This window comes from Ferrovibrio sp. (genome assembly GCF_046297895.1).
GTDB lineage: Bacteria > Pseudomonadota > Alphaproteobacteria > Ferrovibrionales > Ferrovibrionaceae > Ferrovibrio.
In genome coordinates, this window is the sequence record NZ_JBKBHC010000005.1 from 115,193 (window position 1) to 141,927 (window position 26,735).

At 64.8% G+C, this 26,735-nt stretch carries 26 protein-coding genes and 1 pseudogene; 20 read left to right on the forward strand and 7 right to left on the reverse strand.

Annotation, left to right across the window (positions count from 1 at the left end; genetic code table 11):
* The first annotated feature begins 103 nt into the window (after positions 1–103).
* The 7 genes and pseudogenes from ACK4FK_RS09680 (at position 104) to ACK4FK_RS09710 (ending at position 5,705) form a co-directional block, all read left to right on the forward strand.
* Positions 104–370, forward strand: coding sequence for a twin-arginine translocase TatA/TatE family subunit (locus ACK4FK_RS09680; RefSeq protein ID WP_409744496.1), 267 nt, complete (start codon positions 104–106; stop codon positions 368–370).
* 62 nt (positions 371–432) lie between these two features.
* The gene (gene tatB / locus ACK4FK_RS09685; protein ID WP_409744499.1) at positions 433–840 is read left to right on the forward strand and encodes a Sec-independent protein translocase protein TatB; all 408 of its coding nucleotides are present in this window, start codon (positions 433–435) and stop codon (positions 838–840) included.
* A complete protein-coding gene (gene tatC, locus ACK4FK_RS09690; protein ID WP_409744502.1) occupies positions 837–1,685 on the forward strand; it encodes a twin-arginine translocase subunit TatC in 849 nt (282 codons plus the stop codon). The genes tatB and tatC overlap by 4 nt, the downstream gene beginning before the upstream one ends.
* 12 nt (positions 1,686–1,697) lie before the next feature.
* Positions 1,698–2,984: a serine--tRNA ligase gene (serS, locus tag ACK4FK_RS09695; protein ID WP_409744505.1), complete on the forward strand. Its 1,287-nt coding sequence runs from the start codon at positions 1,698–1,700 to the stop codon at positions 2,982–2,984.
* Complete coding sequence (surE, locus tag ACK4FK_RS09700) at positions 2,984–3,739, forward strand: 5'/3'-nucleotidase SurE (protein ID WP_409744508.1); 756 nt, start codon at positions 2,984–2,986, stop codon at positions 3,737–3,739. Before serS ends, surE begins: the two co-directional genes overlap by 1 nt.
* A 37-nt stretch (positions 3,740–3,776) precedes the next feature.
* A pseudogene (locus ACK4FK_RS09705) lies at positions 3,777–4,426 on the forward strand (protein-L-isoaspartate(D-aspartate) O-methyltransferase).
* A gap of 55 nt (positions 4,427–4,481) precedes the next feature.
* Positions 4,482–5,705: a peptidoglycan DD-metalloendopeptidase family protein gene (locus ACK4FK_RS09710; protein WP_409744511.1), complete on the forward strand. Its 1,224-nt coding sequence runs from the start codon at positions 4,482–4,484 to the stop codon at positions 5,703–5,705.
* A 3-nt stretch (positions 5,706–5,708) separates the two neighbouring features.
* Here ACK4FK_RS09710 and ACK4FK_RS09715 read toward each other — a convergent pair whose 3' ends face one another.
* Positions 5,709–6,650 (reverse strand): ATP-binding protein, encoded by a 942-nt coding sequence (locus tag ACK4FK_RS09715; RefSeq protein ID WP_409744513.1) that lies wholly within the window; start codon positions 6,648–6,650, stop codon positions 5,709–5,711.
* Between the two features lie 88 nt (positions 6,651–6,738).
* On the opposite strand from ACK4FK_RS09715, the gene ACK4FK_RS09720 reads away from it, so the two are divergent.
* Both ACK4FK_RS09720 and ACK4FK_RS09725 read left to right on the forward strand, forming a co-directional pair.
* Positions 6,739–7,401 carry a 2OG-Fe(II) oxygenase gene (locus tag ACK4FK_RS09720; RefSeq protein WP_409744516.1) on the forward strand — a complete coding sequence of 221 codons (663 nt, stop codon included), beginning with the start codon at positions 6,739–6,741 and terminating at the stop codon, positions 7,399–7,401.
* An 89-nt stretch (positions 7,402–7,490) separates the two neighbouring features.
* The gene (locus tag ACK4FK_RS09725; RefSeq protein ID WP_409744519.1) at positions 7,491–8,924 is read left to right on the forward strand and encodes an NAD-dependent succinate-semialdehyde dehydrogenase; all 1,434 of its coding nucleotides are present in this window, start codon (positions 7,491–7,493) and stop codon (positions 8,922–8,924) included.
* Between the two features lie 51 nt (positions 8,925–8,975).
* On the opposite strand, the gene chrA is transcribed toward ACK4FK_RS09725, so the two are convergent.
* The 6 genes from chrA to ACK4FK_RS09755 form a co-directional block, all read right to left on the reverse strand.
* The gene (gene chrA, locus ACK4FK_RS09730; RefSeq protein ID WP_409744522.1) at positions 8,976–10,301 is read right to left on the reverse strand and encodes a chromate efflux transporter; all 1,326 of its coding nucleotides are present in this window, start codon (positions 10,299–10,301) and stop codon (positions 8,976–8,978) included.
* Positions 10,302–10,318: 17 nt separating this feature from the next.
* Positions 10,319–11,143 (reverse strand): chromate resistance protein ChrB domain-containing protein, encoded by an 825-nt coding sequence (locus ACK4FK_RS09735; protein WP_409744525.1) that lies wholly within the window; start codon positions 11,141–11,143, stop codon positions 10,319–10,321.
* 142 nt (positions 11,144–11,285) lie between these two features.
* Complete coding sequence (gene dprA / locus ACK4FK_RS09740) at positions 11,286–12,404, reverse strand: DNA-processing protein DprA (RefSeq protein WP_409744529.1); 1,119 nt, start codon at positions 12,402–12,404, stop codon at positions 11,286–11,288.
* Entirely contained in the window at positions 12,376–13,020 is a 645-nt protein-coding gene (gene plsY / locus ACK4FK_RS09745) for a glycerol-3-phosphate 1-O-acyltransferase PlsY (protein WP_409744532.1), read from the reverse strand. Before plsY ends, dprA begins: the two co-directional genes overlap by 29 nt.
* A gap of 3 nt (positions 13,021–13,023) precedes the next feature.
* The gene (gene pyrC, locus ACK4FK_RS09750) at positions 13,024–14,328 is read right to left on the reverse strand and encodes a dihydroorotase (protein ID WP_409744535.1); all 1,305 of its coding nucleotides are present in this window, start codon (positions 14,326–14,328) and stop codon (positions 13,024–13,026) included.
* 12 nt (positions 14,329–14,340) lie between these two features.
* Positions 14,341–15,351: an aspartate carbamoyltransferase catalytic subunit gene (locus tag ACK4FK_RS09755; RefSeq protein WP_409744537.1), complete on the reverse strand. Its 1,011-nt coding sequence runs from the start codon at positions 15,349–15,351 to the stop codon at positions 14,341–14,343.
* 74 nt (positions 15,352–15,425) lie between these two features.
* Here ACK4FK_RS09755 and ACK4FK_RS09760 point away from each other — a divergent pair, with 74 nt between their 5' ends.
* The 11 genes from ACK4FK_RS09760 (at position 15,426) to ACK4FK_RS09810 (ending at position 26,733) form a co-directional block, all read left to right on the forward strand.
* Entirely contained in the window at positions 15,426–15,974 is a 549-nt protein-coding gene (locus ACK4FK_RS09760; RefSeq protein WP_409744540.1) for a hypothetical protein, read from the forward strand.
* The gene (locus tag ACK4FK_RS09765) at positions 15,971–17,782 is read left to right on the forward strand and encodes a tetratricopeptide repeat protein (protein WP_409744542.1); all 1,812 of its coding nucleotides are present in this window, start codon (positions 15,971–15,973) and stop codon (positions 17,780–17,782) included. Before ACK4FK_RS09760 ends, ACK4FK_RS09765 begins: the two co-directional genes overlap by 4 nt.
* Positions 17,783–17,835: 53 nt before the next feature.
* The gene (gene metG / locus ACK4FK_RS09770) at positions 17,836–19,389 is read left to right on the forward strand and encodes a methionine--tRNA ligase (RefSeq protein ID WP_409744545.1); all 1,554 of its coding nucleotides are present in this window, start codon (positions 17,836–17,838) and stop codon (positions 19,387–19,389) included.
* Position 19,390: 1 nt separating this feature from the next.
* Complete coding sequence (locus ACK4FK_RS09775; RefSeq protein WP_409744547.1) at positions 19,391–20,200, forward strand: TatD family hydrolase; 810 nt, start codon at positions 19,391–19,393, stop codon at positions 20,198–20,200.
* 9 nt (positions 20,201–20,209) lie between these two features.
* Positions 20,210–20,965, forward strand: a complete 756-nt coding sequence (locus tag ACK4FK_RS09780; protein ID WP_409744550.1) for an MBL fold metallo-hydrolase — start codon at positions 20,210–20,212, stop codon at positions 20,963–20,965.
* Entirely contained in the window at positions 20,959–21,936 is a 978-nt protein-coding gene (locus ACK4FK_RS09785) for a mitochondrial fission ELM1 family protein (RefSeq protein WP_409744552.1), read from the forward strand. The genes ACK4FK_RS09780 and ACK4FK_RS09785 overlap by 7 nt, the downstream gene beginning before the upstream one ends.
* Positions 21,937–22,064: 128 nt before the next feature.
* Positions 22,065–22,760: a MotA/TolQ/ExbB proton channel family protein gene (locus ACK4FK_RS09790; RefSeq protein ID WP_409744555.1), complete on the forward strand. Its 696-nt coding sequence runs from the start codon at positions 22,065–22,067 to the stop codon at positions 22,758–22,760.
* A gap of 8 nt (positions 22,761–22,768) precedes the next feature.
* Positions 22,769–23,233, forward strand: coding sequence for an ExbD/TolR family protein (locus ACK4FK_RS09795; protein WP_409744558.1), 465 nt, complete (start codon positions 22,769–22,771; stop codon positions 23,231–23,233).
* 5 nt (positions 23,234–23,238) lie between these two features.
* The gene (locus ACK4FK_RS09800) at positions 23,239–24,006 is read left to right on the forward strand and encodes an energy transducer TonB (protein WP_409744561.1); all 768 of its coding nucleotides are present in this window, start codon (positions 23,239–23,241) and stop codon (positions 24,004–24,006) included.
* Between the two features lie 23 nt (positions 24,007–24,029).
* Entirely contained in the window at positions 24,030–25,307 is a 1,278-nt protein-coding gene (locus ACK4FK_RS09805; protein WP_409744564.1) for an imelysin family protein, read from the forward strand.
* Positions 25,279–26,733, forward strand: coding sequence for a di-heme oxidoredictase family protein (locus ACK4FK_RS09810; protein ID WP_409744567.1), 1,455 nt, complete (start codon positions 25,279–25,281; stop codon positions 26,731–26,733). The genes ACK4FK_RS09805 and ACK4FK_RS09810 overlap by 29 nt, the downstream gene beginning before the upstream one ends.
* Positions 26,734–26,735: the final 2 nt, after the last annotated feature.

Sequence of the window (26,735 nt, forward strand, 5' to 3'; positions counted from 1 at the left end):
GGGGCGGAAGATTGCCTTCGGCGCGCTATCTCTGCCATAGTGCCGCCTTGCATCGGCAGGCGCCGCCCCGCAGACGGGGCGGTCCGCAGGAGGAGATAAGGGTATGGGTACGTTCAGTTTTTGGCACTGGCTGATTGTTCTGCTGGTGATCCTGATCATCTTCGGCGCCGGCAAGCTGCCGAAGGTGGCCGGCGACCTCGCCTCGGGCATCAAGAATTTCCGCAAGGGCATGAAGGAAGAGGGCGAGGACAAGTCCGCCGCCGGCCAGCAGCCCCCGGTGATCAACCAGCAGGCCCAGCCGACCGGCGGGACCGCAGCCCCGAACAGCGCCCCGGTGGGCCAGCCGGCCGACAAGACCGCGCAGAACTGATCATGGATCGCCGCGACGGCCATACCGGCGCGGACGAGCAGCGGAAAGCAGCGTAGGCGGCGATGTTCGACATTGCCTGGTCGGAACTCGGAGTGATCGCGGTGGTGGCGCTGGTCGTCATCGGCCCGAAAGACCTGCCCAAGGTGCTGCGCACGGTTGGCCAGTGGACCGCGAAGGCGCGCTCGATGGCGCGCGAATTCCAGAGCGGCCTCGACGACATGGTGCGCGAGGCCGAGCTGGACGACCTGCGCAAGGCGGCCAAGCAGGTCAGCGATTTCTCCATCGAGAACGAAGTGAAGAAGACCTTCGACCCCGACGGGTCGCTGGAAAAGCAGTTCGCCGAGCATAACCAGGCGATCATGGACGCGACCAAGGAGATGGATGTTTCCAAGGACATCTCCGGGCCTGTAGAACCGGCCGCGCCCGAGCCTGCGGATGCCGCCCCGGCCAAGACCGAGACCAAACCGTGAGCGAGCCGAAAGCCAAGCCGGAAGACGAGGTCGAAGCCTCGCGCATGCCGCTGCTCGATCACCTGATCGAGCTGCGCAATCGCCTGATGTATTCCATTGGCGCGATCTTCATCGCCTTCATCGGCTGCTATTTCTTTGCGCCGCAGATCTACAACATCCTCATGCACCCGCTGATCGAGGCGATCGGCATGGAGGGGCGGCGCATGATCTTCACCGCGCCGCAGGAAGCCTTCTTCACCCAGATCCGCCTGGCCTTCTGGGCTGCGGCGCTGATCAGCTTCCCGATCATCGCCAGTCAGGTCTGGATGTTCGTGGCGCCGGGCCTCTACAAGCACGAGAAGAAGGCCTTCCTGCCGTTCCTGGTGGCCACCCCGGTGCTGTTCTCCATCGGCGGGGCCTTCGTCTATTTCTTCATCATGCCGCTGGCCCTGAAGTTCTTCGCCGGTTTCGAGACCCTGGGCGGCGACGATACCCTGCCGATTCAACTCGAAACCAAGGTGAGCGAATACCTGTCGCTGGTGATGACGCTGATCTTCGCCTTCGGCATCGCCTTCGAGCTACCGGTGCTGCTGACGCTGCTGGGCAAGGTTGGCATCGCCAGTTCGGCCGGGCTGGCGGCCAAGCGCAAATACGCCATCGTCGGCATGTTCATCTTCGCCGCCATCGTCACGCCGCCCGACGTGATCAGTCAGGTCGGCCTGGCCATTCCGCTGATCCTGCTTTACGAAATCTCCATCATTTCGGTGAAGATGATCGAGCGTGACCGCGCCAAGCGCGAGGCCGAGGAAAAGGCCGCCGCCGAGCAGGCCGAAAAGGACGAAGCCGGCCCGTCGCCGGCCGCTTGAAGGTAGTTCACCATGCATGACATCAAAGCGATCCGGGACAATCCGGAAGCCTTCGACCGGGCGATTGCCCGCCGTGGCGTGGCGCCGCAGGCGCAGGCGCTGATCGAGCTGGACAAAAAGCGCCGCGCCGCCCAGGTCGAATTCGATGAATTGCAGGGCCGGCGCAATACGCTGTCGAAGGAAATCGGCATCGCCAAGGGCAAGAAGGACGAGGCGCGCGCGGCCGAACTGATGGCCGAGGTGGCCGCGTTGAAGGACCGCCTTGCAGCGCTGGAAACCGAGCAGAAGGATCACGAGGCGGCGCTGAGTGATGCGCTGTCGCGTATCCCGAACCTGCCTGGCGACGACGTGCCGGACGGCCTGGACGAGAAAGGCAATGTCGAGCTGCGCCGCACCGGTGCGCCGAAGACCTACAGCTTCAAGCCCAAGGAACATTTCGACCTAGGCGAGGCGCTATGCTATATGGATTTCGCATCCGGCGTGAAGCTGGCCGGTGCGCGCTTCACCGTGCTGAAAAGCCAGCTCGCCCGGCTGGAACGGGCGCTGGGGCAGTTCATGCTCGACCTGCATACCAGCGAATTCGGTTATACCGAGATGCAGCCGCCGATGCTGGTGAACGACGCCACGGCCTTCGGCACCGGACAACTGCCGAAATTCGGCGACGACCTGTTTCGCACCACGACGGGTTATTGGCTGATTCCGACGGCGGAAGTGCCGCTGACCAACCTGGCCCGCGACCTGATCATCGACGAAAGCGAGCTGCCCTGGCGCTTCACGGCGCTGACGGCCTGTTTCCGCTCGGAAGCGGGTGCTGCCGGCCGCGACACGCGCGGCATGATCCGCCAGCACCAGTTCGACAAGGTGGAGCTGGTCAGCATCGTGTCTCCCGACAAGTCGGTGGAAGAGCATGAGCGCATGACGGGCGCGGCGGAAGAGGTGCTCAAGCGCCTGGACCTGCCGTTCCGCACCATGCTGCTGTGTGCCGGCGACATGGGCGGTGCGGCGCGCAAGACCTATGACATCGAGGTCTGGCTGCCGGGCCAGAACCAGTATCGTGAAATCTCGTCCTGCTCGAATTGCTGGGACTGGCAGGCGCGGCGCATGAATGCCCGCTGTCGCGCCCCGGGCGAGAAGCAGACCCGCTTCGTGCATACGCTGAATGGCTCCGGCCTCGCCGTGGGCCGCACGCTGATCGCGGTGATGGAGAATTACCAGAACGAGGATGGCAGCATCAGCGTGCCGGACGCGCTCAAGCCCTATATGGGCGGGCTGAGCAAAATAGAGAAGGCGGGGAAGTGATGCGTATTCTGGTTTCCAACGACGACGGCATCCATGCGCCGGGCCTGAAGATCCTGGAGAAGATCGCCAAGACGCTGTCGAAGGATGTGTGGGTGGTGGCGCCGGAATTCGAGCAGTCGGGCGCCTCGCATTCGCTGACCCTGACTCTGCCGCTGCGCCTGCGCAAGATCAACGCGCGCAAATATGCCGTTCGCGGCACGCCGACCGACTGCGTCATGATGGCGATGCACGAAATCTTCAAGGACAAGAAACCCGACCTGCTGCTGTCGGGCATCAACCGCGGCGCCAACCTGGGCGAGGACGTGACCTATTCGGGCACCGTGGCCGTGGCCATGGAAGGTTCGCTGCTTGGCGTGCCCTCGATTGCCATGAGCCAGTGCTTCCAGCACGGCCATCCGGTTAAATGGAGCACGGCCGAACATCACGCGCCGAAGGTGATCAGAAAGCTGATCAAGTCGGGCTGGCCCAAGGGCACGCTGATCAACATCAACTTCCCCGACGTGACCGCCGACAAGGTGACCGGCGTGGAAGTGGTGCCGCAGGGCCAGCGCGACCTGACCGATCTGCTGCTGGATGCGCGTGTGGATGCGCGTGGCGTGCCGTATTACTGGATCGGCTTCCGCCGCCAGAAAAGCAAGGCGAAGCGGCATACCGACCTTGGCGCCACCGAGAATGGCGCGATCTCGGTCACGCCGCTGCAGCTCGACCTGACGCATGACGCCAGCATGAAGGCGCTGAAGGCAGCGCTGCGCTGACCTGCCTAACGTGGATCCCCGGGTCATCCAGCTCATCATGGAATTGCGGCGCCAGGGCGTCGCCGATACCCGCGTGCTGGCCGCCATCGAGCGCGTGCCACGCGAGCGCTTCGTCGCCGACCAGTTCCTGAAGCATTCCTACGACAACATTGCCCTGCCGATCACACAGGGCCAGACGATCAGCCAGCCCTATGTGGTCGCGTATATGACCGAAATGCTGAAGCTGGGCGACCGCATGAAGGTGCTGGAGATCGGCACCGGCTCGGGCTACCAGACCGCCGTGCTCTCCAGGCTGGGGCGGCGCATCTACACCATCGAACGCTATCGCTCTTTGCTGGTTTCGGCGGAAAAACGCCTGAACGACCTGCAGATCACCAATGTGGTGACCAGGCTGGGCGACGGCAACAAGGGCTGGCCCGAACAGGCGCCCTTCGACCGCATCCTGGTGACCGCCGCAGCCGACCGGCGGCCCGATACCCTGATCGCGCAGCTTTCGCCCGAGGGCGGCATCATGGTGGCGCCGGTGGCGGTGACGAGCACGGAACAGGATGTGATCCGCTACACCCGGCACGGCGACGAGGTGCAGGAGGAGCGCCTGCTGCCGGTGCGGTTCGTGCCGCTGTTGCCCGGAATCGCCCGCGAAGCCAGCCCGGCGCCGCAATGACGATCATCGTAACAACTGCGTAACACCTTGGTTGGCCTGCATTGTCGCGGGCCGGGAAGGGGCTTAGACTCCGCGTCCATGCAACGGATTCGGGCATTGGTGGTGTTGGCGACGCTCGGTCTGCTGGCCGGCTGCGGTCAGCAGCCGCCGGCGCCCGTGGTGTTCGGCCATCGGCCCGCGCCAATGCCGCAGGCGGTGGAATTTCGCGGCGCCAGCCCGCAGGCCGGGGCTGCGGCAATGCAGGCGCCGCCGGCCGCGGCATCCGAGAGCGTGACGGTGCAGGCCGGCGACACGATCTATTCGCTGGCGCGGCGCCATAACCGTCCGGTGCGCGCCCTGATCGACGACAACAACCTGCAGCCACCCTATGTGCTGCAGCCCGGCCAGCGCCTGCGGTTGCCCGGCGGGCGCTTCCATGCCGTGCAACGGGGCGAGACGCTGTACAGCATTTCGCGCAGCTACGGCGTCGACCTCTACAGCATGGCGCAGAGCAACGACCTGCAGCCGCCTTACACGATCAGCGTCGGCCAGCAACTGAGAATCCCCTCGCAAAGCGGCTATGCGGTGGCCTCGGCGCCATCCGCAGCGCAGCCGGCGCCCGCGGCCGCGCCACGCGGTTTCCAGGTCGAAAGCCTGCCGCCGCCTCCGGGCGCGACGTCTCCAGGGGCCGGGCAGGGACCGCAGCAGGAGCAACCGGCCTCGTCCAGCCTGCCACCGGTGCCGCAGCAGCCGGCCGAGCAGGCCGCGCCGCAGCCATTGCCCGAAGCGAACGTGCCCGCGCGCGGCCAGACCGTGCCGCAGGCCGAGACCGCCGATCCGCAGGTGGCCAGCGCACCGCCGGCCAGCGCGCCGCCTGCATCGGTTCCACCGGCAGCCGAGCCCGCCGCCCCGCAGCAGGAAGCCGTATTGCCGCCGCGCTCGGGGCGCACGTTTTCCTGGCCGGTGCGCGGCCGCATCCTCTCCACCTTCGGGCCCAAGCCCGACGGGCTGCATAATGACGGCATCAACATCGCCGCCCGCGCGGGCGCGCCGGTGATCGCAGCCGAGAACGGGGTTGTGGTCTATGCCGGCAGCGAGCTGAAGGGCTTTGGCAACCTGCTGCTGGTGCGCCATGCCGATGGCTGGATGACCGCCTACGCCCATCTGGACAAGATGCTGGTGAAGAAGGGCCAGAAGGTGACGCGCGGCCAGGCGATCGGCACGGTGGGCAGCACGGGCGGCGTGAGCCAGCCGCAACTGCATTTCGAAATCCGCAAGGGCACCCAGGCGGTGGATCCCGGCAAGTTCCTCTCGGTGGCGTAAGCCTTACTTCGCAGGCTTCAGCGGCTTGCCCAGCCGGCCGGCCAGATCCTGGATGAACTGCCAGGCCACGCGGCCCGACCGCGCGCCGCGCGTCATCGACCATTCCACGGCCTCGGCGCGCAGCTGCTTCTGGTCGATCTTCAGGCCATAGGCTTTGCAGTAGCCGTCCAGCATGGCGAAGAAATCCTCCTGGCTGCAGGAGTGGAAGCCGAGCCAGAGGCCGAAGCGGTCGGACAGCGAAACCTTCTCTTCCACGGCTTCATGTGGATTGATCGCGGTGGAGCGCTCGTTCTCCATCATGTCGCGCGGCAGCAGATGGCGGCGGTTGGAGGTGGCATAGAGGATCACGTTGTCGGGCCGGCCTTCGATGCCGCCATCAAGAACGGCCTTCAGCGACTTGTAATGCTGGTCTTCCGCATCGAACGAGAGGTCATCGCAGAACAGCACAAAACGCCGTTTCGATCTGCGCAGCAGCTTGAGCAGCATGGGCAGCGAGGGAATGTCCTCGCGATGGATTTCCACAAGCGCCAGGGCCCCGACCTTTCCTGGCGTCTTCTTGCCATTGATCGCACCGATGGCGGCCTTCACCAGCGACGACTTGCCCATGCCGCGCGCCCCCCACAAGAGCGCGTTGTTGGCGGGCAGCCCCCTGGCGAAGCGGGTGGTGTTGTCGAGCAGGATGTCGCGCACGCGGTCCACGCCCTGCAGCAGATCGATGGTCACGGCATTCACCTGCGGCACGGCCTCCAGCCAGCCCGGCGCCGGCTCGGCATGCCACACGAAGGCGTCGGCGGCGTTTTCGTCCCAGTCCGGCGCCCGCGGCGGAGCCAGGCGTTCCAGCGCGTCGGCGATGCGCAGCAGCAGGGTGGCATCGGCCGGCTGCGCGGCGGCTTTGGCTGCGGGGCGGGGGTTTTTTTTCGTGGTCTTCTTGGGACGGGACGGCATGGATTTTTCGCCTTGTCGGGGGTGCTTTGCTTCAGATCAATACCCGGCCCGGCGGACAGGGTAAAGCTGCGGGAAAAGGAAGCCCGCCATGCCCGAAGCTGCCGCCATACGCCGCCATTTTCTCGCCAGCCTGCAGGCTGCCGAGGCCCCGCATCGGCCCTATCGCCACTGGCTGCTGAAGCAGGCCCTGCCGCTGGAATCAGCCGCTGCCATCGTCGACCTGCCGGTCCGGCCGGCCGAGATCGACGATACGCAGGGCAAGCGCGACAGCCATAACGAAAGCCGGGTCTTTTTCGCCGGGGACCTGATGGCGGACCATGCCGTCTGCCGCGATATGGCGGCCTGCTTTCAGGCGCCGGAAACGATTGCCGCACTGCAGCAAGCCACTGGCGCCGATCTGGAGGGCTGCTATCTGCGGATCGAGTATTGCCAGGACAAGGGCGGTTTCTGGCTAGAGCCCCATACCGATATCGGCGCCAAGCGCTTCACCATGCTGGTCTACCTGTCCACCGCGGCGGATGGCCCGAACTGGGGGACGGATATCTACGATAGCGAGAAACGCCGGGTGGGCCGCGCGCCGGCGGGTTTCGATCAGGGCCTGATCTTCGTGCCGGGCAACGATACCTGGCACGGTTTCGAGCCGCGCGACATCAAGGGCGTGCGCCGGTCGATCATCGTGAATTACGTGATCCCCGAATGGCGCGCCCGCCACGAACTGGCCTATCCGGACCAGCCGGTGCAGGCGGCTTGAACGCGGCCCCAACGCCTAGCCGGGACAGACCCTTTCCGCCATAATCCCGGGCCTGATTTTTCAGTCCCCGGATGCGGTGAGGAGGAAGCATGTACCCCGAAGTTTCTCTGTATATCGATGGCGCCTGGACCAAGGGCGCCGGCGGCAAGTCCATTCCCGTATTGAACCCCGCCACCGGCGAAGAGATCGGCAAGGTGGCGCATGCCGAAAAAGCCGACCTGGACCGTGCGCTGGCCGCAGCCGACAAGGGCTTCAAGGCCTGGAAGAAGGTTTCGCCCTACGACCGCTACAAGGTGCTGCGCAAGGCGGCCGACATCATCCGCGGCCGCGCCGACGACATCGGCAAGATCATGTCGCTGGAGCAGGGCAAGCCCTTCATCGAGGCCAAGGGCGAGACGCTGCTGGCCGGCGACATCATGGACTGGTTCGCCGAGGAAGCGCGCCGCACCTATGGCCGCATCGTGCCGCCGCGTGCCGAGGGCGTGTATCAGCTGGTGGTGAAGGAGCCGGTCGGTCCTGTTGCCGCCTTCACGCCGTGGAATTTTCCGATCAATCAGGCGGTGCGCAAATGCTCGGCCGCTCTGGCTGCCGGCTGCTCGATCATCCTGAAGGGTCCGGAAGAGACTCCGGCTTCCTGCGCTGCCCTGGTGCAGGCCTATGTCGATGCCGGCGTGCCGGCCGGCGCGATCCAGCTGGTGTATGGCGTGCCGTCGGAGATCAGCGAATACCTGATCCCGCATCCGGTGATCCGCAAGATCACCTTCACCGGCTCGACGCCGGTGGGCAAACACCTCGCCATGCTGGCCGGCCAGCACATGAAGCGCATCACCATGGAACTCGGCGGCCATGCCCCGGCCATCGTGTTCGACGATGCCGACGTGGACACCGCCGTGAAGGTGCTGAGCGCCAACAAGTTCCGCAATGCCGGCCAGGTCTGCGTCTCGCCGACGCGTTTCCTGGTGCATGAGTCGGTCTACGGCAAGTTTGTCGAGGGCTTCACGGCTTTCGCCAAGTCGCTGAAGGTGGGCGATGGCCTCGACAAGGATACCCGCATGGGTCCGCTGGCCAACGACCGCCGCGTGCAGGCGATGGAGATGTTCGTCGCCGATGCCGTTTCCAAGGGCGCCAAGGTCGAGACCGGCGGCAAGCGCATCGGCAACAAGGGCAACTTCTTCGAGCCGACCGTGCTGACCGGCATCAACACCGACATGCGCATCATGAACGAGGAGCCGTTCGGCCCGCTGGCGCCGATCATGCCCTTCTCGAAGTTCGACGACGTGGTGGCAGAGGCCAACCGCCTGCCCTTCGGTCTGGCGGCCTATGCCTATACCAAGTCGGCCAAGACGGCGGCCGCCATCGGCGCGGCATTTGAGTCCGGCATGGTGTCGATCAACCATCACGGCCTCGCCCTGCCGGAAGTGCCCTTCGGCGGCATCAAGGATTCGGGTTACGGCTCGGAAGGCGGCTCGGAGGCCATCGAGGCTTATCTGAACACCAAGTTCATCACGCAGGTCGGTCTGTAAGACCTACGCGATATCGGAATGGAGAAGGGGGCTTCGCGGCCCCCTTTTTCATTATGCGATGAAGCGGATCGCGATACCGGTCACGGCCGCACCACCGAGCAGCCAGGCCAGCCCCAGATGGAAACGGAAGACGGCGATGATCGCCGCCGCCGACAGCAGGGCCATCCAGGGATCGAGGCTGGAGAGCACCGGCACATCCCAGCTGAGCGGGCCGAGCGACACGCTCTCCATCCGCTTGAACAGCACATGCAGGCCGAACCAGATGGCGAGGTTGAGGATCACGCCCACCACGGCCGCCGTGATCGCGGCCAAGGCGTGGCTTAAGGCGCGCACATGGCGGATGCGTTCGATATACGGCGCGCCGAGAAAGATCCACAAAAAGCACGGCACGAAGGTGACCCAGGTGGCCAGCACGCCGCCGAGCAGGCCGCCGAGCAGCGGATCGATGCCGCCGAGCCGGAAGCCGGCGAGGTAGCCCACGAAGGTGAGCACGAGGATCAGCGGACCGGGTGTGGTTTCGGCCAGGCCGAGGCCATGCAGCATCTCCTCGGCATTCAGCCAGCCATACACTTCCACCGCCTGCTGCCCGACATAGGCCAGCACGGCATAGGCGCCGCCGAAGGTTACCACGGCCATCTTGCTGAAGAAGACGCCGATCTGGCTGAAGACGTGACTGCCGCCCAGGGTGGCAAACAGCCACAGCAGCGGCCCGGCCCAGAGCAGGCCGAAGATCGCGATGACGATCAGGTTGCGCGACCAGCTTGGCGGCACGCTGGGCAGCACGTCGGCGTCGTCCTTCACTGCCGAAGCGACGATCCAGTTCGGCCGGCTGCGGCCAACCAGCCAGCCGATCAGCGCGGCGCCCAGCACGATCAGCGGGAAAGGAATCTGCAGGCCGTAGATGCCGATGAAGGCCAGTGCGCTGACGCCCAGCAAGAAGCGCGTCTTGATGGCGCGCTTGGCGATGCGTTGCACGGCCTCGATCACGATGGCCAGCACGGCGGCCTGCAGGCCGAAGAACACGCCATCCACCAGCGGCACGTCGCGCCACAGCACATAGATGGTGCTCAGGCCCAGGATCACGGCCAGGCCCGGCAGGATGAACAGCAGGCCGGCAGCTACGCCGCCTTTCGCCCGATGCAGCAGCCAGCCGATATAGGTGGCGAGCTGCTGCGCCTCGGGGCCGGGCAGCAGCATGCAGAAATTCAGCGCATGCAGGAATTGCGGCTCGCTGACCCATTTCTTCTCATCCACCACGATGCGGTGCATCATGGCGATCTGGCCGGCTGGTCCGCCGAAGCTGAGCAGGCCAATCTTGGCCCAGATGCGGAAGGCTTCGCCGAAGCTGGGACCGACACTTTGATTCTCGTTTTTCATGCCCAATCTCTAACCCTTCAGGCGGCCGGCGGCCAGCCATGACGTTCGGCCGAGGCCGAGGCGCACCAGGCGTAGAGGGCGTCATAGACCAGCATCCCGCGATCCAGCATCAGGGCGTCATCGTCCTGACACATCGCAGACAGGCCAAGAGAGATACCGAGTAGGCCGGCTGCCTGCGGGGCCAGGTCGGGCCGGCCGGTATCGGCGCCCCGCACGATGACGGCCAGTTGTCGCAGCGCCGGATCGTCCTGCAGGCCGTGGCGGGTGATGAAGGCATCGAAGCTGCACAACGCACCGTCATGGCTGTAGGCCGCGCCAGGGATGTCATAAGGCGTCGCCTGCCAGTCTTCCGCGCGGGCAAAGACCTGATCGGACGGCACGTAGAAGAACCGCGCATCGGGATCGATGAAACGGCGCACCAGCCAGGGGCAGGCGACGCGGTCGATCTTGGGCCGTTCGCGGGTGATCCAGCGGCCTGGTTCAGCCGGTGGCTTGGCCTGCAGCGGTCCGCCGGCCTCGCGCCAGGCTTCGATGCCGCCAACGAGATAACGCGCACGCCGCCCCTGCGAGAGGAGTGCCGCGCAGGCCCCCTGGCTGACCTCATGGCCATGCACGCAGTAGACGACAATTTCGGGATCGCGCGGCAGGTCAGTTGTCCAGAGCGCCACCTGATCCGGCCGGCGCCGCCGCGCGCCGCGGATCACGGTATCGGCTTCGGCGTAGCGTTCTTCGCGCCGCACATCGAGCAGGCAGGGGAAACGGCCGGCGGCGATATCGCGCGCCAGTTCTGCCACCGAAATGGAGAATTGGGGAATGGAGGGACGTGTATTGGTATCCATCATGCTACCTCGTCACGCGGAATCAGGGCGTGAAGTTCAGTAGCGGCGCTTGGATACCGGATTGCCAAAGGGTATCTGATGGGGAGTCCGCGTTGTCCCCATGGAGCGGAAACCTACCGCCGGCGCAGCAAAAGGCAAGCGGATTTTAACTGGACGATACCTTGCCGCCGGGATGGCGCATGACCCGGCCGGCCAGCTCCTTTTCAGTCAGCACCATGAGGATCGTGGCCGACGGCAGGCCGCTGAGGCGGATCAGGTCGTCGATCTCGACCGGATTGGGCGATAGCAGGCGGTCGAGTTCGGCATGGGCGTGGGCGAGATCGTCATCGGCAATCGGCGCGGGCGATATAGCGGGGCGTGTCGTGGCCTGTGGGGCAACCGGGCGCTGCGGCGCGATCACCGCAAGGATGTCGTCCACGCGCTCGACCAGCGTGGCACCCTGGCGGATCAGGTCGTTGCTGCCATGGCAGCGCGGATCGAGCGGCGAGCCCGGCACGGCCATCACCTCGCGGCCCTGTTCGGCCGCCATGCGCGCGGTGATGAGCGAACCGGATTTCAGCGCGGCTTCGACCACCAGCACGCCGAGCGAGGCGCCCGAGATCAGGCGGTTGCGGCGCGGAAAATTCTGCGCCAGCGGCGGCGTGCCGGCCGGCATCTCGGCGAAGATCGCGCCACGTTCGGCAATCTGTTCATGCAGTTTGGCATTCTCGGGCGGGAAGGCCATGTCGATGCCCGTGCCGATGAAGGCCATGGTCTTGCCGTCGGCCTGCAGCGCGCCGTCATGGGCGGCCTTGTCGATGCCGCGCGCCAGGCCGGAGACGATGCAGAAATCCTGGCGGCAAAGCTCGCCGGCGATGTCGCGGGTGAAGCGCTGGGCAATCGCGGAGGCGTTGCGCGCGCCCACGATGGCAATGCCGGCCGTCTCCGAAACCATCGGATCGCCTTTTGCCGCCAGCAGGGGCGGCGCATCGTCAAGCTGCATCAGTCCGACGGGATAGCCGGGTTCGCCCCAGGCCACGAGTTTTGCGCCACAGGCTTTGAGCGCTTTCAGTTCGGCATCGATGGATGTCTGGTCGGCCAGCTCGATCCGGCGTTTCGCGCCGCCGCGTTTGGCCATCTCGGGCAGGCGTTCGATGGCGTTGGCCGCGCTGCCGTAATACCGGAGTATGTGATGGAAGGTGACCGGGCCGAGATGCGCGCTGCGGATCAGCCGCAGCCAGTCGCGCTTTTCAGAGTCAGGCAGAAGCGGCGGGCGCGCCGTCATCCTTTTTCTTCTGGCCGATCTTCGGTTCCTCGCCCTTTGCCAAGCGGGCGATGTTCTGGTGATGGCGGATATAGACCAGCAAGGCCATCGCCGCAGCCAGAAGCGCAATTTCCGGCCCAACCATAAACCACGCAAAAACCGGGCTGAGCAGGGCGGCGATCAGGGCCGAAAGGGAGGAATAGCGCAGGGTGAAGGCCACAAAGAGCCAGGTGGCACAGGCAAACACGCCCACCGGCCAGGCCGCACCCAGCAGCACACCGAGGAAGGTGGCGACGCCCTTGCCGCCGTTGAATTTCAACCAGACCGGAAACAGATGGCCGATGAAGGCCGCGAAGGCGGCCACCAGCATGACGTCGAGGCCATAGCGCGCACCGATCAAAGCCGCCGCCGTGCCCTTGCCGCCATCCAGCAGCAGGGTGAGTGCGGCCAGATCCTTGCGGCCGGTGCGCAGCACATTGGTGGCGCCGATATTGCCCGAGCCGATCTTGCGGATATCGCCCATGCCGCTGAGCCGCGTCAGCACCAGGCCGAAGGGGATGGCGCCCAGCATGTAGCCCAGCACGGCAGCCGCCAGGTAATAGGGCGGTTCATGCACCCAGAGTGCGGGATCGATCATGCGTCAGCTTTCGCGCTTGCGCTGGAAGACGGTTTCGCCGCCCACGACGGTCCGCAGCGCATGGCCCTGCACCCGACGGCCGTCATAGGGCGAATTCTTGGCCTTGGAGCGGAATTTCTTTTCGTCGATGCGCCAGGGCGTGTCGGGATCGAACAGCAGCAGGTCGGCCGGTGCGCCCGGCGCCAGGCGGCCGCTTGGCAGCTTGAGCAGGCGGGCCGGATTGCAGGTGAGGCAGGCCAGCAGCTTGAGCAGGGGCACGGAACCGTTGTGGTAGAGTTCCAGCGTCAATGCCAGCAGCGTCTCCAGCCCTATGATGCCGAATTCGGCCTGGGCAAAGGGCAGGCGCTTGCTTTCGGGATCCTGCGGCGCATGGGCCGACGAGATCACGTCGATGGTGCCGTCGGCGATGGCATCGACCACGGCCTTGCGGTCGCTTTCCAGCCGCAGGGGTGGTTTGACCTTGGCAAAGGTGCGGTAGTCGCCGACATCGAGTTCGTTCAGTGCGAAGTTATGCGGCGCGGCGCCGGCGGTGATGCGCAGGCCGCGCTGTTTGGCGCGGCGAACGGCATCCAGCGATTCCGCCGTCGAGAGATGTGCGGCATGCAGCCGACCGCCAGTGACCTCGAGCAGGCGCAGGTCGCGCTCCAGCATGATCGTCTCGGCCACGGCGGGAATGCCGGCCAGGCCCAGCCGCGCGGCGATCTCGCCCTCGTTCATCGCGCCGCCCTTGGCCAGCGACGGATCCTCGCAATGCTGCATCAGCAGCAGGTCGAAGGTCGTGGCGTATGACAGCGCCCGCCGCATAAGACGCGCGGAGGCAACGGGCTTCTCGCCGTCGGTGAAGGCAACCGCACCGGCCTGCGCCAGTAGGCCGAGTTCGGTCATTTCCTCGCCCTTGGTGCCCTTGGTGACGGCGGCCGCGGGCAGGATGCGCACCACCGCGGTATCGGCGGCGCGGCGGGCAACGAATTCCACCAGCGCGACCTCGTCGATCACCGGGTCGGTATTGGGCATTGCCACCATGGTGGTCACGCCGCCAGCCGCCGCGGCGCGTGCGCCGGTGGCAATGGTTTCCTGATGCTCGGCGCCGGGTTCGCGCAGCCAGACATGCATGTCGATCAGGCCGGGCGAGAGGCAATGGCCCTGGCAGTCGATCACCTCGGTGTCGCCGGCGAAGCTGCCGCTGGCCAGCTTGGGGCCGAGATCGAGGATCCTGTCGCCCTCGGTCAGCAGGGCACCATTCACGTCGAGCCCGGAAGAGGGATCGAGCAGGCGCGCGTTCTTGTAGAGCGTACGGCGTCGGGCCATGGCTTTAAATCTTCAGCTTCCCGGCGGCGTGGTGCCGCGCCAGTTCGGCAGATGCTGGGCCAGAAGTTCCAGGCAGGCCATGCGGACGGCGACGCCCATTTCGACCTGCTCGTGGATCACGCTGCGGTGGATGTCGTCGGCCACTTCGGTGTCGATCTCGATGCCGCGATTCATCGGGCCAGGATGCATGATCAGCGCATCGGGCTTGGCGAAGGCCAGCTTTTCATGATCGAGGCCGTAGAAATGGAAGTACTCGCGCGTGGAGGGCACGAAGGAGCCGTGGAAGCGTTCCATCTGCAGGCGCAGCATCATCACGATGTCGACGTCGGTTAGGCCCTTGCGCATGTCGTGATAGACCTCGGCCCCCAACCGGTCGGCATAGGCCGGCAGCAGGGTGGGCGGCGCGATCAAGCGCACGCGGGCGCCCATGGCATTCAGCAGGTGGATATTGGAGCGCGCCACCCGGCTGTGCAGGATGTCGCCGCAGATGGCGACCAGCAGGCCATCCAGCCGGCCCTTGCGGCGGCGGATGGTCAGGGCGTCGAGCAGGGCCTGGGTGGGATGCTCGTGGCTGCCGTCGCCGCCGTTGATGACGCCGCAACCGACCTTCTGCGCCAGCTGGGCCACCGCACCGGAATCCTGGTGCCGCACCACCAGCAGATCGGGATGCATGGCATTGAGCGTGATCGCGGTGTCGATCAGGGTCTCGCCCTTTTTCACCGAGGAGGTGGCGACCGACATGTTGATGACGTCTGCCCCGAGTCGCTTGCCCGCCAGTTCGAACGAGGTGCGGGTGCGGGTGGAATTCTCGAAAAACAGGTTGATGATGGTGCGGCCGCGCAGGCTGGACTGCTTCTTTTCCACCGCCCGGTTGAGATCGACATAATAGTCGGACCGGTTCAGCAGGATTTCGATATCCTGGGCGGAAAGGCCTTCGATTCCAAGGAGATGGCGGTGGGGAAACGGAACCGGCGACCCGTGACCGGGCTGTTCGGCGGTTTTGGCGGCGCGACTGGCTGGCATTGACGAATCATCATACAGAAATCGCGGCCCGCCAGCAACGAAACCATTAACCATTTTCTGCTCTGCTCGGCACCATGGTGCAGGATTATCGCCAGAACCAGATCGATCTCGTGTCCACCGACACGACTGCCAGCCAGGCCGTGCGCCTGCTGCAGGTTCTTAACGGCCGGGCGCAGGACGTGCAGGCGATCACCACCGACCTGTACGAAAGGGCCGTCCTGGTCGGCTTTGCCGAGTACGCCGACGCTTTCCGTCGGGTGCAGGAATTCCTCTCCTTCTGCGACGTGATCGAAAGCAAGCTGGAGGACATGCCGCCAGCCACCCGCGAGCCGATCCTGCATGAAGTGACGGCGGTGAAAGTACGCGCCTTTCACGCGCTGCTGCGCGGCATCGGCGCCTACCTGACCGTGCTGGACCGGCGCGGCATGATCAACTTCTTTGCCCAGGCCGTGTTCCTGATGCAGCAGGATGTGCTGGCCGAGTTCCGCCGCGACATCCTGCCCAATGTGCCGCCGCAACTGATCCCGGAGAATATGGGCGCGCTCTACGATGAGGTCGAGCAGCGCATCAAGCATATGCTGGATCGCTGCGTCGACGTGCCTGACTTCCGTTTCGACACATGAGCAAGACGGGGCGGCAGATGGACCCGGCCGCGCTGGAGCAATTGCAGGCCGGGCTGGATGCGCATCGCCGCGGCGACCTGGTCCAGGCGGAAAAGCTCTATCGTGCCGTTCTGGCTGCCGCGCCTGAGACGCTGGATGCCACCAACTTGCTGGCGCGCCTGCTGATGCAGGTGGGGCGGTCTGCCGAGGCGGCACCGCTGCTGCGCCATGCCCTGGACAGGGCGCCGGGCGAAGCGGGGCTTTGGTTGAGCTATACCGAGTGCCTTCTGGCAGCGGGCCAGGTGGTGCCGGCCCGCGAGGCGGCGGAAACCGCGCGCCAGTTGGCCCCGAACGATATCGAGGCGCTGTATCTGTGGTCGGAATCCCAGCGTCTGGCCGGTGCCTGGGAAATGGCGGCCGGCGGTTATCGCCAGTTGCTGGCGATCCGGGCGGATCATGCCGGCGCCTGGCTGCAGCTCGGCGATTGCCTGCGCCGGCTGGGCGACCTGCCCGCCGCACTGGCCGCGGCCAACCGCGCGCTGAACCTGGCGCCGCAGGCCCCGGAGTGTCACAACAACCTCGGCGGCCTTCTGGCTGCGCAGGGCGATCATGTTGCGGCACTGGAACGTTTCGAGCAGGCCCTGCGCCTGCGGCCGAATTATGCCCTGGCGCTGATCAACAAATCAGCTTCGCTCCGCGAGATCGGGCAGGGCGCTGCCGCACTCGAACTGGCGCGGCAGGCGGTGCAAATATCGCAGGGCCATCCCGATGCCTGGCTGGCACAGGCCCAGGCGCTGCATGTGCAGGGTGCCCTGCCGGCGGCGATCGTGGCGTACCGCGAGGCCTTGTCCCGCCGACCGCAGGATGCCGAGGCGCAATGGAACTATGCTCTTGCCGCCCTGGCCCAGGGCGATTTCGTGAATGGCTGGCTGTCCTATCGCTGGCGCTGGCGCAAGGCCGAACCGCCCCTGCCGCACAGGAGCTGGCCCTGGCCGGAATGGTCCGGCGAAGGTGAACTGCCGCGGAACCTGCTGGTCTGGGGCGAGCAGGGGCTGGGCGATCGGTTGCTGTTCCTGCAATTCCTGCCGGAACTGCTGACCGCCGGGAACGGCACGGTGACCCTGGAGACCGATCCGCGTCTGATCCCGCTCCTGCAACGCAGCTTCCCGCAGTTGCAGCTTGCTGCTGAACAGCCGCAGGCCGATCCGGCGTTGCTGGCCGCCCGGCTCGACGCTCATCTGCCGCTGGGCAACCTGCCTCGTGGGGCGCCGCCCGGCAAAGCGTATCTCCGGGCCGATACCGCGCGGGCCGCCGAACTGTCGTCCCGCTATCGCCGCGGCGGGGAAACTCTGGTCGGATTGTCGTGGCGCAGCGCCAACCCTACGCTGGGTGCGGCCAAATCCATCAATCCCGAAGCCCTGGCGCCGCTGGCCGAACTGCCCGGTTGCCGTTTCGTCAATCTGCAATACGGGGCGACCGAGACCGAGCATGCCACGCTGAAGGCGATGCTGGGCGACCGCTACATCCACGACCCGGCCATCGACGCGCAGAACGATCTGGACGGGTTGGCGGCGCAGATCGAGGCGCTGGACCTCGTGCTGACCGTTTCGAATGTGACGGCCCATCTGGCCGGCGCGCTGGGGCAGGCCGTCTGGCTGCTGGCGCCCGAAGGCAAGAGCCGGTTTTTCTACCTGATGGGGGCGGGCGAAGGCACGCCTTGGTATCCGCGGATGCGGATTTTTCGCCCGGGCATAACCGGGGACTGGCCCGGACTGCTGCAAAGCGTGGCAAACAGCCTGGAATCGCTGGAAAAAACAGCTTCCAGGTGATAGCACAGGGCCCGCCGCTGGCATCGCCGGCGCCTTGACCCTAGTTTAGGCCCATGACCCGCAAAACCTATTACATCACCACGCCGATCTACTACGTCAACGACAAGCCGCATATCGGACACGCCTACACCTCGCTGGCCTGCGACGTGTTGGCGCGCTTCAAGCGGCTGGACGGCTATGATGTGATGTTCCTCACCGGCACGGACGAACATGGCCAGAAGGTGGAGAAGGCCGCCGATACCGCCGGCGTCGATCCGCAGGCTTTCTGCGACAGGGTGAGTCAGAGCTTCCGCGATCTGGCCGCGGCGATGAACTTCTCCAACGACGATTTCATCCGCACCACCGAGCCGCGCCACGTGAAGTCGGTGCAGGCCCTGTGGGAGAAAGTGGCCGCGTCGGGCAACATCTACCTGGGCCATTATGAAGGCTGGTACGCCGTGCGCGACGAAGCCTTCTATCAGGAAGACGAACTGCAGGACGGCCCGAATGGCCAGAAACTGGCACCGACCGGCGCTCCCGTGGAATGGGTGAAGGAGCCTTCGTATTTCTTCAAGCTTTCGGCCTGGGGCGAGAAGCTGCTGAAATTCTATGAGGAGAATCCCGGGTTCATCCTACCGGCCAGCCGCCGTAACGAGGTGATCAGCTTCGTGAAGGGCGGCCTGAAGGATCTTTCCGTGTCGCGCACGACCTTCAAGTGGGGTATCCCGGTGCCGGGCGACGAGGCCCATGTGATGTATGTGTGGTTCGACGCGCTGACCAACTACATCACCGCCGCCGGCTATCCCGACACGGCAAGCGATGCCTACAAAAAGTTCTGGCCGGCCGACCTGCATATGGTGGGCAAGGACATCCTGCGTTTCCACGCCGTGTACTGGCCGGCTTTCCTGATGGCCGCCGACCTGGCGCCGCCCAAGCGCGTTTTTGCCCATGGCTGGTGGACCAACGAGGGGCAGAAGATTTCCAAGTCGCTCGGCAACGTGATCGATCCGCTTGCGCTGATCGAGGAATTCGGGCTGGAGCAGACACGCTATTTCCTGATGCGGGAAGTGCCGTTCGGCAATGACGGCGATTTTCGCCGTGCTGCCATCGTCAGCCGCATCAACAGCGAACTGGCCAATGGGTTCGGCAATCTGGCGCAGCGCACCCTCAGCTTCTGCGCCAAGAACACCAATGCCGCCGTGCCGAAGCCGGGCCCGCTGACCGAGATGGACGAGACCCTGCTGGCCGAGGCCGACAGTCTGATCGACCGCATGCGCGTGGCGCTCGACGACCAGGCCATTCACACGGCTCTGCAACACTGGTTCGATCTGGTGGACGCCGCCAACAAGTATATAGATGTGGCGGCGCCCTGGACCCTGCGCAAGACCGATCCGGCGCGCATGGAGACCGTGTTGTGGACCCTGCTGGAAGCGATCCGCCAGCTCGCCATCCTGGCGCAGGCGATCATGCCCAACTCCGCAGCAAAGATGCTGGATCAGCTCGGTGTCTCGGAGGCCGCGCGCGGCTTTGTCCACCTGGGCGAGCCGGGCCGTTTGCGGGCTGGTACGCCGCTACCCGCACCGCAGGGCGTGTTCCCGCGCCATGTCGAGGCCAAGGAGGGCGCCTGATATGGCCCTGCTGATCGACAGCCACTGCCACCTTGATTTCCCGGACTTCGCCGAAGAGCGGGATGCGATCATCCAGCGCGCGCGCCAGGCCGGGGTTGGTCTGATGCTGACCATCTCGACGCGGTTGGACCAGTTCGACCGCGTGCTGGAGGTGGCTGAATCCTATCCCGATGTCTATTGCACCGTCGGCATCCATCCGCATGAGGCCGATGACCATGTGGACGTCGCCGCGGCGAAACTGATTGAACTGGCAGCACACCCGAAGGTTGTCGGCATCGGAGAGACCGGACTGGATTATTTCTACGAGCACAGCGACCGCGAAGCGCAGAAAAAATGCTTCCTGGCGCATATCCAGGCGGCGCGCGAAACCGGCCTGCCTGTGGTGATCCACACCCGCGATGCCGACGAGGACACCGCCGCCATCATCGAATCCGAAATGGCGAAGGGTAAATTCAAGGGCCTGCTGCACTGTTTTTCGTCGGGCCATGCCCTGGCCGAACTGGCCGTGACGCATGACATGATGGTCTCGTTCTCGGGTATCCTGACCTTCAACAAGGCGCGCGAGGTGCAGCATTCGGCGCAGGTTCTGCCGCTGCAGAACCTGCTGGTGGAAACCGATGCGCCGTATCTGGCGCCGGTGCCGCTGCGCGGCAAGCGCAACGAACCTTCCTTCGTGGTGCATACAGTAGCCTTCCTTGCCAAGCTGAAGCAGATCGGCATCGCCGAGCTGACCGAGGCGACCACGGCGAATTTCCTGCGCCTGTTCGACAAGGTGCCTCGGGCGGCGCTGATCGACCGCCGCGCGGCCTGACGCCAGCCGATGCGCGCGATCATCCTGGGCTGCGGTACGTCCGCCGGCGTTCCCCGCATCGATGGCGATTGGGGCGCATGCGATCCGGCCGAACCGAAAAACCGGCGCAGCCGTTGTTCCATTGTGGTCGAACACGGCGATACCAGGCTGCTGATCGACACCAGCCCTGACCTGCGCAGCCAGTTTCTGGCCAACGGGATATCCTGGGTGAGTGCCGTGGCCTGGACCCACGATCACGCCGATCAGACCCATGGCCTGGATGACCTGCGCATCCTGGCCTATACCTCGCGCCAGCGCGTGCCGGGTTATGCCGATGCCTTCACCCATGAGCGTCTGCAACGCAAGTTCGGATACTGCTTCGAGAAGGCCGGCGATGGTTATCCACCCATCATCGAACCGCGTCTGATCGATGGACCGTTTACCGTGGGCGATATCGACGTGACGCCGATCCGCCAGCGGCATGGCAACATCGATTCTCTCGGCTTCCGTTTCGGGGATATGGCCTATTCCAACGATGTCGTCGGCCTGGATGATGATGCTTTTGCGGCATTGGCCGGCGTGAGGCTCTGGATCGTCGACGCGATGCGTTACACCCCGCATCCGACTCACAGCCATGTGGCGCAGACACTGGATTGGATCGCGCGGGTGAAACCGCAGCGCGCGGTGCTGACCAACATGCATATAGATCTCGATTACAATAAACTGAAAAGCGAACTGCCGCCCGGCGTGGAACCGGCGTATGACGGCATGGTGCTGGAATGCTGAAATCGATATGGGCGGTGTCGCAGAAGGGCGCCGTGGGCATGCTGAACCAGGCCCTTGGCCTGGCCGAAGCCCTGTTCAACGGCGGCGGTTTTGGCCTGCCGCAGAGTTTCGAGGTGGAGTATCGCTGGCCCTATACCTGGGCGCCGATGCATCCGGCTTTCGCCAGCCTGGACGCGCTGACGCCCGACAGCCGTGCCCTGTTTGGCGACCAGCCCTGGCCGGACGTGCTGATCACCTGCGGCCGTAAATCGGCGCTTTGGGCCCTGGCCGTAAAAAAGGCCAGCGGCGGCCGTACTATCCTGATCCACATCCAGGATCCCAAGGCGTCTACGCGCCACTGGAATCTGCTGGTTGTGCCCGAACATGATCGCGCGCGCGGCCCGAATGTTTTGGTATCGAAAGGCGCACTGCACCGCGTGACGCGGCTGAAACTGGAAACCGGTGCCGAGGCGATCCGTCAGGAGCATGCGCACCTGCCGCACCCTCGTGTCGCGGTTCTGGTCGGCGGCAACAACCGCTATTACACGCTGGACGAAGACTGGATGCACAACTTCGTCGCCCAGTTGCGCAACATGTGTGAGCGCTCGGGCTGCGGCATCATGGCCACGATCTCTCGCCGCAGCGGCGAGGCGGAGACCAACATCCTGCGCGGAGGCCTCGCCAGCCTGCCCGCCGTATTATGGGACGGGAAGGGACCCAATCCGTATTTCGGCTTTCTTGGTCTGGCCGATGCGATCGTGGTGACCTGCGACTCCGTGTCGATGATTTCCGAGGCCTGCTCGACGGGAAAGCCGGTACTGGTGGCGAAGCTTCCCGGGCAGTCGAAGCGCTTCGACGCGTTTTTCGAAAGCCTGCTGCAACAGGGCCTGATCCAGTGGTTCGACGGCCGCCTGATGCAGTGGGACACGCGGCGCCTGGATGACATGGACCATATCGCGCAGGACGTCCGCCAGCGTCTGGGCTGGATCTGATCTTTTCTTTTCTGTTATAATATAACAAATTTTGGCCGCACCGCTTTATTTTGCGAGCGTTTCTCATTATTAATAGCTGAGTCCCCGGGCACGCAGCCATACGCAGATATGGCCTTAATTGGAGTAACATGCTGATGAACCATGAATTTTCCTTCATGGCGATGATCCTCAATGCCGATCCGGTCGTCCAGATCGTAATGGCCATGCTGGTGATCACCTCCGTCGCCTGCTGGGCCATCGTGATCGAGAAGATGGCAAAATTCAGCCGCGCGCGCCGCGCGGCGACGGCTTTCGAGTCGGCGGTGAAAGCCGATGCGCTGCTGGCTTCGGGCGGCAAAACCGCGCTCGATGCCCTGCAGGGGGCCATCCTTGCCGCAGCCGCGCGCGAAAAACGCGACGGTCAGGATATTGGCGAAAGCCGGCATGATTTCCGCGCCAGGCTGGAAATGGCGATGCGCCAGGCCATGGCGCAGCAGTTGCGGCAGATCGAGCCGGGCCTGCCATTCCTTGCCACGGTGGGGTCGGCGGCCCCATTCGTCGGCCTGTTCGGCACGGTCTGGGGCATCATGAACAGCTTCACGGCGATTGCCGGCTCGAATGACACCAGCCTGGCCGTCGTGGCGCCGGGCATTGCCGAGGCCCTGTTCGCCACGGCACTGGGGCTGGTGGCGGCCATCCCGGCGGTAATTGCCTATAACAAGCTGAGCACCGACCTCGGCCGGCTGGCGCAGCGCTTCAATGCCGCAATTTCCGAAGCGGCTCGCCAGTTCGCGCGCGGCAGCAGCACGCATGCAACGCGCAGCCACGCCGAAGCCGGGCAGTAGAGGCAGTCATGGCGATTTCACCCATCGGCGGCGGCGGTTTCGAGAACGACGATTTCGCCAATTACAAGCCGCTGGCCGACATCAATGTGACCCCGTTCGTGGATGTCATGCTGGTGCTGCTGATCATCTTTATGGTCGCCGCACCGCTGATGATGGTTGGCGTGCCGCTGCAACTGCCCAAGACCACGGCAGTGAAGGTAACGCCGCCGAAGGAACCGCTGGTCATCAGCATGGACAAGGATGGCAAGCTGTTCATCCGCAAGGAAGCGGTGGAAGAGGGCGACCTAGTGCGCGTGCTGAGCGACATGCGCCAGTCCGAGCCTGACACCGTTGTATATGTCCGCGGAGACAAGTCACTGGAATATGGCCGCGTCATGGACCTGATGAGCCTGGTTGGCCAGGCCGGTTATGGCAAGATTTCCCTGGTGGCTGAAGGTGCCGGTAAACCGGCCGCCGCCGCACCGGCGCGATGAATGCCATGAAGACGCAGGTTTCATCCTGGACGGTGTCGATAGCGGCCCATGTGGCCGTGGCATCGGCGCTGCTGTTCGGCCTGCCGTTTTTCACCAAGCCCATCGTTGCCGAGGAGAAATTCCAGGGCGTAGAGGTGCTGCTGATGGCCAGCGCTCCGCCGATGGATGCGTCGCCTCCACCGCAGCCGCTGGCAGATCATGCTCCCCCGCCGCCACCACCGGAGCCGATCAGAGAACCCGAACCGATCACCTCCACGTCGGCCGCGCCGGATGTCGAGCCGGCGCCACCGCCCAAGCCCAAGCCGCTGGTGCAGCGGCCGCCGAAACCGCAGCCGCCGAAGCCCCAGGCGGAACAGGTAAAGGCCCCAGTGGAGCCCGCTGCGCCCGCAGCCGAACCGGTGCCCGAGAAGCTACAGATCGCTGCCGCGCCGACGGCTCCACCCGGGCCGGTGATGGCAGCGCCGCGCGTGACGGTCAATCCGAATGCCGAGGCCAGTTACTATGCCGCGCTGCTGGCGTGGCTGGAGCGACACAAAGAGTATCCGCGCCGTGCCCAATTACGACGCATGGAAGGCGTTGCGCATCTGCGCTTCACCATCGACGGGCACGGTCGCGTCATACGGCATCGCATCGAACGCAGTTCCGGGCACGATACGCTCGATGACGCCGTAGAGCGGATGATCGCCAAGGCATCGCCGCTGCCGCCGATCCCGGCGACATTGGGCAAGGACAGTCTGGATGTCGTCGTACCGATCCAGTTCTTCCTGAAATGAGTCTGTACAAAGGAAAAATCGTTATGCACCGTCTTGCTCTCGCCCTTACCGTCATGTTCGGGCTGCTTTTTGGCGCAACAGCGCCAGCCGTGGCCAAAGACGACATCAAGGCCGGGGTGATCAAGACCTACGGCGACATCGCGCAGGCGATCTATGAGGATTCGCTGGTTACTGCCCGTAACCTGCAGAAGGCCGTGGCGGCTCTGGTGGCGGCGCCTTCGGAAGCAACGCTGAAAGCGGCCCGCGAAGCCTGGATCGCGGCCCGCGTGCCATACATGCAGAGCGAGGTGTATCGCTTCGGCAATCCGATTGTCGATGAGTGGGAGGGCCGCGTGAATGCCTGGCCGTTGGACGAAGGCCTGATCGACTACGTCGATGCCGGGCGTTATGGCGAAGAATCCGATGAGAACCCGCTCTACACGGCCAACGTGATCGCGAACAAGCAGGTCAAGTTCGGCGGCAAGGTTCTGGACGCAGCGAAGATCGACTGGAAATTGTTGCGCAAGCTGCATGAGGTGGGTGGCGTGGAGGCCAATGTCGCCACCGGCTATCACGCCATCGAGTTTCTGCTGTGGGGCCAGGATCTGAACGGCACCGCTGCAGGCGCGGGCAACCGGCCCTGGACCGACTTTGCGAAGCAGGGCTGCACTAATGGCAACTGCGACCGCCGCGCCCAGTATCTGACGGTGGCAACACAGATGCTGGTCGACGACCTTGGCTGGATGGCCAGGCAGTGGCAGCCCGAAGGCGCGGCACGCAAAGCGCTGACCGAGAAAGGCCTGGATGCCGGTATCGCGGCGATCGTGACCGGTCTGGGCAGCCTTTCATATGGCGAGCTGGCCGGCGAGCGCATGAAACTGGGCCTCCTGCTGCACGACCCTGAGGAGGAACATGACTGCTTCTCCGATAATACCCACAATGCCCATTACTACGATGTGCTTGGCATGCTGAATGTCTATGGCGGCGAATACAGGCGCATCAATGGCAATGTGGTGAAGGGGCAGGGCCTGACCCATCTGGTGCGCGCTGCGGCACCGGACCTCGATACCGAGATGCGGGCGAAACTGAAGGCAACCATGGAGGCCTTCGATGCGATCAAGCGACGTGCTGAAGCCAAGGAAGCCTACGATCAGATGGTCGGTGAAGGCAATGCTGAGGGTAACGCCATGATACAGGCCGGCATCGACCGGCTGACCGACCAGACAAAGACATTGGAGCGCGTACTGGCCGCGCTGAAACTGAAGGCGACCTTTGAAGGTTCGGACAGCCTCGATGCGCCTGACAAAGTCGGCAAGAAGTAATCATCTCGCGGCCAGCATTGTCGTCCTTGCGACAGTGCTGGCGCAGCCGGCCAAGGCAGATCAAAGCCGGGCAGATGAACGCCGTCCCGGCGGCGAAGCCACGGTGAACAAGCCGCTGAACAGTTCGATCTTTTCCCATCCTTCCGCAAACATGCGGTTTGAGCGCCAGCTTGATTTCAGGATCGGCGACGGCATTTTTCGCAAGCTCTGGGCCTCCTCGCCGAGTTCCACCACGTCATCGGACGGGCTCGGGCCGCTGTATAACGCGCGCTCCTGTCAGTCCTGCCACCTGAAGGACGGCCGTGGCCGTCCGCCTGCGGGCGACGAGCCCGCCGTGACGATGTTCCTGCGGCTGAGCATCCCGCCGCAGACCGATGCCGACCGACAGGCGCTGGACAAATTCCTGCGCAATGTGACGCCAGAGCCGACTTATGGTGCGCAGTTGCAGAACTTCTCCGTGCAGGGATTGCTGGCCGAGGGCCGCATGGAAATCCAGTACAGCGATGTGAAGGTGCAACTCGCAGAGGGCGAGACCGTCACGCTGCGCAAGCCAAGCTATGCCATTGCCGATCTGAATTACGGGCCGTTGCATCCGCAGGCCATGATCTCGCCGCGCGTCACCCCGCAGATGATCGGCCTGGGTTTGCTGGAGATGATCCCGGAAGCCGATATCCTGCGCCATGCCGACCCGGAGGATGCCGACCGCGACGGTATCGCCGGGCTGCCCAACCGGGTTTGGAGCCACATCCATGGCAAACCCATGCTCGGTCGGTTCGGCTGGAAGGCCGGTTCCGCCACCGTGGCCGACCAGACGGCGGAGGCTTTTGCTGGCGATCTTGGCCTGTCTACGCCGCTGCTGCCCGCAGCTTCGCATGGCGAATGCACGAGCGGCCAGCATGCCTGCCTCAGCGCGCCCAATGGCGACGATGAGGGCGAGGGCATAGAGGTGCCGCGGCAGATGTTCGAATTGACGGTGTTCTATGCGCGCAATCTGGCTGTACCGGCACGCCGCAAGCCAGACGATCCAGCCGTGCGGCGCGGCCAGGCGCTGTTTGCCGCCGCGGGCTGCGCAAGCTGCCACGTGCCGCAATTCAGGACGAGCGTCGATCCGGCGCATCCAGAACAATCGGACCAGACCATATGGCCCTACACCGACCTGCTGCTGCACGACATGGGCGAGGGGCTGGCCGACAATCGGCCGGAAGGCCGAGCCAGCGGCCGGCATTGGCGCACCGCACCGCTCTGGGGCATCGGCCTGACCCGAACGGTAAGCGGCCACGATTTCATGCTGCATGACGGCCGCGCCCGTGGCGTGCTGGAGGCCATCCTGTGGCATGGTGGCGAGGCGCAGTCCGCGCGCGACCGCGTGGCCGGCATGAGCCGGCAGGATCGTGCCGACCTTCTGGCCTTCATCAATTCGCTGTAACC

Bases quoted from the DNA above. Each gene is read 5' to 3' on its own strand.
- ACK4FK_RS09710 (WP_409744511.1), top strand. From the start codon at position 4,482: ATGCAACGGATTCGGGCATTGGTGGTGTTGGCGACGCTCGGTCTGCTG.
- metG (WP_409744545.1), top strand. From the start codon at position 17,836: ATGACCCGCAAAACCTATTACATCACCACGCCGATCTACTACGTCAAC.
- tatB (WP_409744499.1), top strand. From the start codon at position 433: ATGTTCGACATTGCCTGGTCGGAACTCGGAGTGATCGCGGTGGTGGCG.
- pyrC (WP_409744535.1), bottom strand. From the start codon at position 14,328: ATGGCCCGACGCCGTACGCTCTACAAGAACGCGCGCCTGCTCGATCCC.
- dprA (WP_409744529.1), bottom strand. From the start codon at position 12,404: ATGACGGCGCGCCCGCCGCTTCTGCCTGACTCTGAAAAGCGCGACTGG.
- ACK4FK_RS09760 (WP_409744540.1), top strand. From the start codon at position 15,426: ATGGTGCAGGATTATCGCCAGAACCAGATCGATCTCGTGTCCACCGAC.
- ACK4FK_RS09780 (WP_409744550.1), top strand. From the start codon at position 20,210: ATGCGCGCGATCATCCTGGGCTGCGGTACGTCCGCCGGCGTTCCCCGC.
- ACK4FK_RS09680 (WP_409744496.1), top strand. From the start codon at position 104: ATGGGTACGTTCAGTTTTTGGCACTGGCTGATTGTTCTGCTGGTGATC.
- ACK4FK_RS09755 (WP_409744537.1), bottom strand. From the start codon at position 15,351: ATGCCAGCCAGTCGCGCCGCCAAAACCGCCGAACAGCCCGGTCACGGG.
- ACK4FK_RS09725 (WP_409744519.1), top strand. From the start codon at position 7,491: ATGTACCCCGAAGTTTCTCTGTATATCGATGGCGCCTGGACCAAGGGC.
- surE (WP_409744508.1), top strand. From the start codon at position 2,984: ATGCGTATTCTGGTTTCCAACGACGACGGCATCCATGCGCCGGGCCTG.
- ACK4FK_RS09715 (WP_409744513.1), bottom strand. From the start codon at position 6,650: ATGCCGTCCCGTCCCAAGAAGACCACGAAAAAAAACCCCCGCCCCGCA.
- serS (WP_409744505.1), top strand. From the start codon at position 1,698: ATGCATGACATCAAAGCGATCCGGGACAATCCGGAAGCCTTCGACCGG.
- ACK4FK_RS09790 (WP_409744555.1), top strand. From the start codon at position 22,065: ATGCTGATGAACCATGAATTTTCCTTCATGGCGATGATCCTCAATGCC.
- ACK4FK_RS09785 (WP_409744552.1), top strand. From the start codon at position 20,959: ATGCTGAAATCGATATGGGCGGTGTCGCAGAAGGGCGCCGTGGGCATG.
- ACK4FK_RS09805 (WP_409744564.1), top strand. From the start codon at position 24,030: ATGCACCGTCTTGCTCTCGCCCTTACCGTCATGTTCGGGCTGCTTTTT.
- plsY (WP_409744532.1), bottom strand. From the start codon at position 13,020: ATGATCGATCCCGCACTCTGGGTGCATGAACCGCCCTATTACCTGGCG.
- ACK4FK_RS09810 (WP_409744567.1), top strand. From the start codon at position 25,279: ATGCGCCTGACAAAGTCGGCAAGAAGTAATCATCTCGCGGCCAGCATT.
- ACK4FK_RS09800 (WP_409744561.1), top strand. From the start codon at position 23,239: ATGAAGACGCAGGTTTCATCCTGGACGGTGTCGATAGCGGCCCATGTG.
- ACK4FK_RS09720 (WP_409744516.1), top strand. From the start codon at position 6,739: ATGCCCGAAGCTGCCGCCATACGCCGCCATTTTCTCGCCAGCCTGCAG.
- ACK4FK_RS09735 (WP_409744525.1), bottom strand. From the start codon at position 11,143: ATGATGGATACCAATACACGTCCCTCCATTCCCCAATTCTCCATTTCG.
- ACK4FK_RS09795 (WP_409744558.1), top strand. From the start codon at position 22,769: ATGGCGATTTCACCCATCGGCGGCGGCGGTTTCGAGAACGACGATTTC.
- ACK4FK_RS09765 (WP_409744542.1), top strand. From the start codon at position 15,971: ATGAGCAAGACGGGGCGGCAGATGGACCCGGCCGCGCTGGAGCAATTG.
- ACK4FK_RS09775 (WP_409744547.1), top strand. From the start codon at position 19,391: ATGGCCCTGCTGATCGACAGCCACTGCCACCTTGATTTCCCGGACTTC.
- chrA (WP_409744522.1), bottom strand. From the start codon at position 10,301: ATGAAAAACGAGAATCAAAGTGTCGGTCCCAGCTTCGGCGAAGCCTTC.